This is a genomic window from Luteimicrobium sp. NPDC057192 (assembly GCF_042670205.1).
Classification (GTDB): domain Bacteria; phylum Actinomycetota; class Actinomycetes; order Actinomycetales; family Cellulomonadaceae; genus Luteimicrobium.
The window spans coordinates 80,009-88,047 of record NZ_JBHUWD010000013.1; the positions used below are offsets into that span (position 1 = coordinate 80,009).

General features: G+C 75.1%; 7 protein-coding genes. 3 read left to right on the plus strand and 4 right to left on the minus strand.

Annotation, left to right across the window (positions count from 1 at the left end; translation table 11 throughout):
* Positions 1-14: 14 nt before the first annotated feature.
* On the minus strand, positions 15-1,280 hold the full coding sequence (locus tag ACFT5B_RS08435; RefSeq protein ID WP_386797541.1) for a DNA polymerase IV: 1,266 nt from the start codon (positions 1,278-1,280) through the stop codon (positions 15-17).
* Positions 1,277-1,759, minus strand: coding sequence for an SAV_6107 family HEPN domain-containing protein (locus tag ACFT5B_RS08440; protein ID WP_386797542.1), 483 nt, complete (start codon positions 1,757-1,759; stop codon positions 1,277-1,279). The genes ACFT5B_RS08435 and ACFT5B_RS08440 overlap by 4 nt, the downstream gene beginning before the upstream one ends.
* A 220-nt stretch (positions 1,760-1,979) precedes the next feature.
* On the opposite strand from ACFT5B_RS08440, the gene ACFT5B_RS08445 reads away from it, so the two are divergent.
* Positions 1,980-2,822: a spermidine synthase gene (locus ACFT5B_RS08445; protein ID WP_386797543.1), complete on the plus strand. Its 843-nt coding sequence runs from the start codon at positions 1,980-1,982 to the stop codon at positions 2,820-2,822.
* A gap of 31 nt (positions 2,823-2,853) precedes the next feature.
* On the opposite strand, the gene ACFT5B_RS08450 is transcribed toward ACFT5B_RS08445, so the two are convergent.
* A complete protein-coding gene (locus ACFT5B_RS08450) occupies positions 2,854-3,057 on the minus strand; it encodes a cold-shock protein (RefSeq protein ID WP_386797544.1) in 204 nt (67 codons plus the stop codon).
* Between the two features lie 184 nt (positions 3,058-3,241).
* Positions 3,242-4,168 carry a proteasome assembly chaperone family protein gene (locus ACFT5B_RS08455; RefSeq protein ID WP_386797545.1) on the minus strand — a complete coding sequence of 309 codons (927 nt, stop codon included), beginning with the start codon at positions 4,166-4,168 and terminating at the stop codon, positions 3,242-3,244.
* A 219-nt stretch (positions 4,169-4,387) separates the two neighbouring features.
* Here ACFT5B_RS08455 and ACFT5B_RS08460 point away from each other — a divergent pair, with 219 nt between their 5' ends.
* Positions 4,388-6,676 (plus strand): HelD family protein, encoded by a 2,289-nt coding sequence (locus tag ACFT5B_RS08460; RefSeq protein WP_386797546.1) that lies wholly within the window; start codon positions 4,388-4,390, stop codon positions 6,674-6,676.
* 83 nt (positions 6,677-6,759) lie between these two features.
* Positions 6,760-7,959 (plus strand): phosphoglycerate dehydrogenase, encoded by a 1,200-nt coding sequence (gene serA / locus ACFT5B_RS08465; RefSeq protein ID WP_386797547.1) that lies wholly within the window; start codon positions 6,760-6,762, stop codon positions 7,957-7,959.
* The last annotated feature ends 80 nt before the right edge of the window (positions 7,960-8,039 follow it).

Genomic DNA, 8,039 nt, shown 5'->3' on the forward strand with positions numbered 1-8,039 from the left:
CGCTCGACGTGTTGTTACTCCGAGGATAGTTCCCCACCCGTCAGGGTGGTAGTCGAGCGGGTCACAGCTGAGGCACGACGCACCGAAGCCGCCCCGAACCGCGCGCGGACCGCGTCGAGCGCCTCCTCCGCCGCGCGCACGACCTCGGGCGTCCCGGTGGTCGCGTCGTCGAGCGTGAGCTGGACCGCGGCGCGCCCGCGCTCCTCCAGCTGCTCAGTCCGGACGCCCACGAGACGGACGGCGAGCCCGCGCAGGTCGGTCGAGGCGACGAGCTCGCGAGCGATCGCCCCGATCTCGTGGCCGGTGTCCGTCGGCGAGACGAGCGTGCGGGCCCGCGTGACGGTCCGGAAGTCGCTCGTGCGGACCTTCACGGTCACGACCCGGGCGACGAGCCCTTGGGCGCGCAGGCGCGCCGCGCACCGGTCGGCCAGCTCGAGGACGGTCGCCGCGACGACGTCGCGGTCGCGGACGTCCTGCGGGAACGTGGTCTCGTTGCCGATCGACTTGTCCTCGTGCTGCGGCGTGACGGACCGGTGGTCGCGCCCCCACGCGAGGTCGTGCAGGTGGCCGCCCAGGCTCGGGCCGAGGAACGACCGCAGCCAGGCGACGTCGGCGTCCCCGAGCTCGGCGACCGTGCGGATGCCGCGCCTCGCGAGCTGCTCCTCGGTCCGCTCCCCCACGCCCCAGAGCGCTCCGACGGGCAGCGAGCGCAGGAAGTCGACGCTCGCGGCCGCGGGGACGAGCATCATGCCGTCGGGCTTGGCGTGGGTCGACGCGAGCTTGGCGACGAGCTTGGTCGACGCGACCCCGACCGAGCACGTGATGCCGTGCTCGGCCTGGACCCGCTCGCGCAGGGCCGCGCCGATCCGGGTCGGTGGGCCCAGTCGGCGCCGCGCGCCCGACACGTCCAGGAAGGCCTCGTCGACGCTCACGGGCTCCACGATCGGGGTGACGTCGCGGAAAGCCTGCATGACCGAGCGCGAGACCGTGCGGTAGGCGGTGTGGTCGGGCGGCACGACGACCGCCTGGGGGCACAGCCCGAGGGCGCGTGCCATCGGCATCGCGGACCTCACTCCGAAGGCCCGCGCCTCGTACGTCGCCGAGAGCACGACGCCACGCGACCGGCCGCCGACGATGACCGGGAGCCCACGGAGCTCGGGCCTCCGAGCGAGCTCGACCGAGGCGAAGAACGCGTCCATGTCCACGTGCAGGACGGCGCAGCCGTCCTCCTCGTCGCCCCAGTCCCGACGGGCCGACGCCGAGCGGGGCGCACGGCTCACGACGCCCTCGCCCGTGAGCCGGGCAGCAGGCTGAACGCCGCGGTCGGGTCGACCAGCATGCCGACCTCGTCCCGGAAGTCCTCCGCACAGCGCACGAGCTCGTCCGCGCGCGCGGCGTCGACGACGTCGAACCGCCCCGCGTCGATCGCGGCGCGCGTCCGCGCACCGCCGGCGAAGTAGACCGACCAGGGGGCGAGGGCGGGCTCGACGACCTCGACGAGCGCCCACACGGACCGCCCCGTCCGCCGGCCCGACGGGCGCCCGCGCAGCGCTACAACGGCGGCAGCGGCACGCAGCGCGGCGAGGTGCGCGTGCACGAACCGCTCGGCCGGGTCCGGCGCCGCGTAGGCGGACGCGAGCTCGTGGTCCGCCCGGGAGAGCAGGCGCAGCGCCTCGAGGGGTGCGGGGGCGGGCGCCGTCGTGCGCTCCGCCGCAGCGGCCCTGCCGTGCCGGCTCGGGACACGTTCCGACCGTTCCATCACTCGCACCTCCTGAGCACCCAGGATCGAACACCTGTTCGAACCTGTCAACCGCTGCCACACTGGTCCCGTGAGCGCGCGCCGGACCCGACGGAACCGACAGGACCCACGATCCCCCGAGCCACCCACACCCGAGCCCTCCGGCGCGACGGGGCCCGGACACCGCCGGAGGGGCGGCCGCGGAGGCGGCGGACTCCCGGAGGGCCTCCCTGCGGGGCCGGTGCCGACCACCACGGGCACCGTCGAGCTCGAGCCCGACCCGGACCGCAACGCGGTAACGGTGCTCGTCAACGGCGCACCCAGCTCGTACCTCGACCTCGACGACCCCGGCCTGCTCACGTTCGAGTACATGCAGGAGATGGCGGCGCTCGTCGGCACCGCCCCGGACGGCCCCCTACGGGTCGTGCACCTCGGCGCGGCGGGATGCTCGTTCGCCCGGTGGGTCGAGCACGAGCGGCCCGGCTCGGAGCAGGTCGCCGTCGACCTCGACGCGCGCCTCCTCGAGCTGGTCCGCACATGGTTCGGCCTGCCCCGCGCCCCGCGGCTGCGGCTGCGCCCCGGCGACGCCCGCGAGGTCCTCGCCACCCTGCGCGACGGCTGGGCCGACGTCGTCGTGCGCGACGTGTTCGCACCCGACACCACTCCCGCGCACCTCACGACGGTGGAGTTCGCGCGCGACGTCTGGCGGGTGCTGCGGCCCGGCGGGCTCTACCTCGCCAACTGCGCCGACCGGCCACCGCTCCCCCTCGCCCGAGCCGAGGCGGCGACCCTCGACGCCGCGGGCGCGGACGACGTCGTGGTGGTCTCGGAGCCCGCGCTCCTGCGCGGCCGGCGGTACGGGAACCTCGTGCTCGCGGCGCGGCGCCCCGCCGACCGCGGCGCGGCCGACACCGGCGACGCGCCGGTCCCGCTCGCCGACGACGCCGCGCTCGCCCGCCGACTCCGGTCCCTGCCGGTGCCCGCGCACGTTCTCGGCGGCGACGAGCTGGCGTCCTTCCGGGCCGCCGCCCGCCCCGTGCACGACGACGCCGCGCCCTCCGAGGGAGGACGCGGCGTCGGGTAGCGGCCACCGCGGAGCGGCGGTCAGCGGTCCGTCAGAGCGGACGGACCTTCTCGGCCTGGGGGCCCTTGGGGCCCTGGGTGATCTCGAACTCGACGCGCTGCGCCTCGTCGAGCGAGCGGTAGCCCTGGGTGTCGATCGCCGAGTAGTGCACGAAGACGTCGGCGCCGCCGCCGTCCTGGGCGATGAACCCGTAGCCCTTCTCCGCGTTGAACCACTTCACAGAACCCTGCGCCATGCTGTTCCTCTTGTCCTTCTGCCCGTCCCGGACGTCGGTGGCCGGACCCTTTCGCCCGCCCCTGTGCCGCCGCGACCAGCGCGGCAACGCGGACAGTCTGGCACGAACCGGTCGGAGCGGCCACAGATCGGCCGGAGTGTCGCAACCCTGCGTCGCCGCAGGTCACGCACCGCTCAGGGGTGGCTCAGTCGTCCGAGCGCTGTGCCAGGAAGCGCTCGAACTCGGCGCCCAGCTCGTCCGCGGTGGGCAGGGGCGCGTCGTCGGCGAGCAGGCTCGTCGCGCCGAACGACCGCGCGAACGCGTCGTACTGCTGCTCGAGCCCGCGCACCAGCGAGCGCAGCTCGTCGGACTCGGTGACCTGGCGCGCGACCTCCTCGGTCGTCTCGTGCGCGGCCGCCTCGAGCTCCTCACTCGCGAGCTCGAGCCCGGTCGCGCCCTGGAGCATCCGCAGCGCATGGAGGGCCGCCGGCGCGTACGCCGTCTGCGCGACGTAGTGCGGCACGTGCACGGCGTAGCCGACGGCGTCGTGGCCCGCCTGCCCCAGCCGGTACTCCAGCAGCGCCGCGGCGCTGGCGGGGACCTCGGCGCGGCCGAACCAGGACGGGTGGGAACCGACGAGCTCGCCGCGCGTCGCGTGCACGGTCAGCGAGCTCGGACGCGTGTGGGGGACGGCCATCGGTACGCCGTGGACCGTCGCGACCAGCGACACCCCGAGCAGCTCGACGACCTCCTGGACGGCGGCCACGAACCGCTCCCACTGCAGGTCCGGCTCGGGGCCGTGCAGCACCAGGTACCCGGTGCCCTCGGCGTCGCGCACGTGGTCGATCGCGAGGGCCGGCTCGTCGTACGCCGCCCAGCGCGAGCTCTCGAACGTCATCGACGCGCGCTTCGACCGGTAGTCGAGGAGCTGGTCGACGTCGAACGTCACGAGCCGCCGCGGCTCGGCCTGCTCGAGCAGGTGCTCGCGGACCACCTCACCGACGCCTCCCGCGTCGATGAATCCGTTCAGCACGTGCACGAGCACCGGCCCGGTGCCGCGCTCGCCCGGTGCGCCGAGCAGCTCGGCGACCGCCTGCTCGTCGATCTCGTAGATGCCTCGGGGGTCAAGCACGCGTCGTCCTCCGCCTCGTCCGTCGTCCTTCTCTTCGTCCCCAACACACGGAGGCCGCCACCGCTTCCCGGGCTCCACGACCGGTGGCGCGGTGCGCCATACTTGATGGCCGCCGCGCGCGCCCGCACGGCGAGGAACGGAGGGCTCGTGCCGGACAGGCCGCAGGACGCACCATCCCGGACGACCTCCGGCACCGCCGACGTGCGTCCGGAGACCCGGATGAAGGACGAGCTCGCGCGCGAGCAGGGCGTGGTCGACACGCTCTACGGGCGCCTCGACGAGCTGCGTGAGGCCACCTGGGACCGCCTGCGCAGCGTCCGGCGGGCGGGGCCGAGCGGCTCGCCGCAGAACCGCTCCGAGCGGGACGCGTTCGCGACGCTCTACGAGGACCGCGTCGCGCAGCTCCGGTCGGTCGAGGACCGGCTCGTCTTCGGCCGCCTCGACCTGGCGGACGGGACGACCCGCTACGTGGGCCGGATCGGGCTCACCGACCCGGAGCAGACGCCGCTCCTGACGGACTGGCGCGCACCGGCCGCGCAGTCGTTCTACCGGGCCACGGCCGCGCACCCCGACGACGTGGCCCGGCGCCGGCACCTCACGACGCGCCTGCGCCAGGTGCTCGGGCTCGAGGACGACGTCCTCGACCTCGAGGCGACCCAGCGCCTCGGGCTGCGCACGCTGGCCGGCGAGGGTGCGCTGCTCGCCTCGCTCGGCGCGGGCCGCACCGCCCGGATGCACGACATCGTCGCGACGATCCAGCGCGAGCAGGACGAGATCATCCGCGCGCCCCTCGCCGGCACGCTCGTCGTCCAGGGCGGCCCGGGGACCGGCAAGACGGCCGTCGCCCTGCACCGCACGGCCTACCTGCTCTACGCGCACCGGCGCCAGCTCGAGCGCACCGGCGTGCTGCTCGTCGGACCGAGCCGCGCGTTCCTGCACTACATCGACCAGGTCCTCCCCTCGCTGGGCGAGACCGGCGTGGTCTCGACGACCGTCGCCGACCTGCTGCCCGGCGTCACGGTGACGGCGACGGACAGCCCGGCGGTCGCGGAGGTCAAGGGCCGCGCGGTCTGGTCGCGGATCCTCGTGCGAGCCGTGCGCGCCCGGGAGCGCGTCCCCGCGGCCGACGTGCCGCTCGTCGTCGAGGGGCAGCCGCTCGTCCTGCGGCGCGCCGACGTCCGCGACGCCCTGGGGCGCGCCCGGCGCTCGCACCGCCCGCACAACGAGGCGCGCGCCGGCTTCGCGCGCGACCTGCTCGGGCGGCTCGCAGGCCAGTACGCGGAGGCCCTCGGTGACCCCGACGCCGACCGCGCCGAGCTCCAGGACGACCTGCGGCGCAGCCGCGACGTCAAGGTCGCGGTCAACCTCGCATGGCTGCCCATCACTCCGGCGCGCCTGGTCGAGGACCTCTTCACCAAGCCGCACCGGCTCGCCGAGGCCGCGCCCGAGCTCACGGCGGCAGACCGGGCCCTGCTCGCGCGCCCGGCCGGCTCCGGGTGGACCGAGGCCGACGTACCGCTCCTCGACGAGGCCGCCGAGCTGCTCGGCGAGGACGACGCGCTCGACCGCGCCGCGGCCCGCGAGCGGGCCGAGCAGGACGCGGCCGACCTCGAGTACGCGCGCCAGGTGCTCGAGTCGTCCGGCGCGGGAGGCGGGCTCGTCGACGCCGAGACCCTCGCCGGGCGGTTCGCCGACGGCGGGCCCGTCCTGACCACGGCGGAGCGCGCCGCGACGGACCGCCGGTGGGCGTACGGCCATGTCGTGGTCGACGAGGCGCAGGAGCTCACTCCCATGGCCTGGCGCGCGCTCGTGCGCCGCTGCCCCACGCGGTCGTTCACGGTCGTGGGCGACGTCGCGCAGACGACGGCGCTCGGGGGCGCCCGCTCGTGGGGTGCCGCGCTGCGCCCGCACTTCCGGGACGCGTGGTCGGTCTCCGAGCTCACGGTCAACTACCGCACGCCCGCCACGGTCGCCGACGCCGCGCTGCGGTTCGCTCGCTCCGCCCGGCTCCCCGTCTCGCGCCTCAGCTCCGCCCGGGACGTCGACGACGCGCTGCGGCTCGTCCGCGTCGGCGCGCCCGGCGAGCTCGCCGTCGTGGCGGCGGCGCAGACCGTGGAGCAGGTCGGGGACGTCGTCCGGGCGGACGGGACCGGCCGCGTCGCGGTCGTCACGCCCGCCGGACGGAGGGTCGCGACCTCCGGGGCCGTCGCGGCCGCACTGCGCGCACGGGTCGGCGAGGACGCGGCGCGCGAGCTGCTCGCGGGCGGCGCCGACGCCCGGGTCGTGGTGCTGACGCCCCTCGAGGTCAAGGGCCTCGAGTTCGACGCCGTCGTGGTCGTCGAGCCCGCGGAGATCGCGGGCGACGACCGCTCGGGTGCATCCGACCTGTACGTCTCCCTGACCCGACCGACGCGCCGGCTGGTCGCGGTGCACCACGCGGCGCTGCCCGCGGGGCTCACCGACGCCGCCGACGGGGCGCCCGAGCCGGGCGCCGCGCACACCCGCTGACGGCGGCTCCGCGGGCCGGACGCAACTGTCCGGCTGGCGGAACTCGTTCGACACCAGGCGAGACGGCGGCGCACCATAGAGCCGTGCTACGCGCCCTCCTTCTCGAGAACCTGCATCCCCACGCCCGCACGATCCTGGAGTCCTCCGGGTTCGAGGTCGAGACCCGGACGGGTGCGCTCGACGAGTCCGAGCTGATCGAGGCCCTCGACGGCGTGCACCTGCTGGGCATCCGCTCCAAGACGAACGTCACGGCGAAGGTGCTCGAGTCGGCCCCCTCGCTCACGACGCTCGGCGCGTTCTGCATCGGGACGAACCAGATCGACCTGCGGACGGCCGCCGCCCGCGGCGTCGCGACGTTCAACGCGCCGTTCCAGAACACCCGCTCCGTCGTCGAGATCGCGCTCGCCGAGATCATCGCGCTCACCCGTCGCCTCACCGACCGCAACGCCGAGATGCACGCGGGCGTCTGGAACAAGTCGGCCGAGGGCGCGCACGAGGTCCGCGGCCGCACGCTCGGCATCGTCGGCTACGGCAACATCGGCACGCAGCTCTCGGTCGTCGCGGAGAGCCTCGGCATGTCGGTCGCCTTCTACAACACGTCGGAGAAGCTCGCGCTCGGCAACGCCCGTCGCATGAGCTCGCTCGAGGAGCTCCTCGAGGTCTCGGACGTCGTCACGCTCCACGTCGACGGGCGCAAGGGCAACGCCGGCCTGTTCGGCGCGGACCAGTTCGCCCGGATGAAGCCCGGGGCGCTGTTCCTCAACCTCTCGCGCGGGTTCGTGATCGACACCGGCGCGCTGCGGGAGGCCATCCTCTCCGGCCACCTCGGGGGGGCCTCGATCGACGTCTTCCCGCACGAGCCGAAGCGCAAGGGCGACCCGTTCGAGTCGGACCTGCGCGGCCTGCCGAACGTCATCCTCACCCCGCACATCGGCGGCTCGACCGAGGAGGCGCAGGAGGCCATCGGCACGTTCGTCGCGAACAAGCTCCGCGACTACGTGGCGACCGGCTCGACCACGCTCTCGGTCAACCTGCCGAACCTCGCGCTCGAGCAGACGACCGGCGTGGCCCGCATCGCCCACCTGCACCGGAACACCCCGGGCGTGCTCGCGGCCGTCAACAACACGCTCGCGCAGCACGGCGTCAACATCGAGGGCCAGCTCCTCGCGACCCGCGGCGAGCTCGGCTACGTGGTGACCGACATCGGCTCGCCGCTGCCCGACGGGGTGACCGAGGCCCTCGCCGCGATGGACCAGACGGTCCGTCTGCGCGTCCTCGCCTGACACCACCGGCCCAGCCCCGTCACCGGTGCCCGGTCCGGGCACGAACGAGGGCGGGTGGTCACGTCGCCGCTACGGCGACG

Excerpts from the sequence above, each read along its gene's own strand:
- ACFT5B_RS08440 (WP_386797542.1), bottom strand. The coding sequence starts at position 1,759 with ATGGAACGGTCGGAACGTGTCCCGAGCCGGCACGGCAGGGCCGCTGCG.
- ACFT5B_RS08450 (WP_386797544.1), bottom strand. The coding sequence starts at position 3,057 with ATGGCGCAGGGTTCTGTGAAGTGGTTCAACGCGGAGAAGGGCTACGGG.
- ACFT5B_RS08460 (WP_386797546.1), top strand. The coding sequence starts at position 4,388 with ATGAAGGACGAGCTCGCGCGCGAGCAGGGCGTGGTCGACACGCTCTAC.